1 pseudogene is annotated in these 426 nt (G+C 50.5%); it reads left to right on the plus strand.

Features of this window, described 5'->3' with window-relative positions:
• Positions 1–277: 277 nt before the first annotated feature.
• Positions 278–426: pseudogene (locus NE584_RS19365) on the plus strand (IS110 family transposase); the annotation flags it as partial.

Below are 426 nucleotides of genomic sequence, written 5' to 3' on the forward strand. Positions count from 1 at the left end.
CCTATTACAATGTATTTACGGTTGAAGGCACGGCAGCCAGCCGTGTCTTTTTCCGCATCGTTGCCTAAGCTGTTAGAATGAGAGAGTCTTGGCCTGATGTATACCTCCAAGGACCAGCGCGTCCGTGACGAAGTCCGTCAGCCGGCCTCTCATTCGCAGCGTTCGATTTATGCAGGTTGAGCCACCTCCTTGGTGCGCCCGTGTCATCAAATAGATTGGATCGGCAATGGTGGAATGGCTGGTCGCCAAAACAAATCCATGATGAGGAGCGATCAATATGAACAATGTGGCAGGGATCGATGTTTCCAAAGGAAAGAGCATGGTATCCGTTCTCCGCCCTTTTGGAGAAGTGGTAGCAAAACCATTTTCTATTGGTCACACCGGCAGTGAACTCAAGGAGCTGGCAGACTACTTGAAAAGCCTGGA

This window comes from Clostridium sp. DFI.5.61, from assembly GCF_024462915.1.
In the GTDB taxonomy this organism is placed as follows: Bacteria; Bacillota; Clostridia; order Oscillospirales; family Oscillospiraceae; genus Lawsonibacter; species Lawsonibacter asaccharolyticus.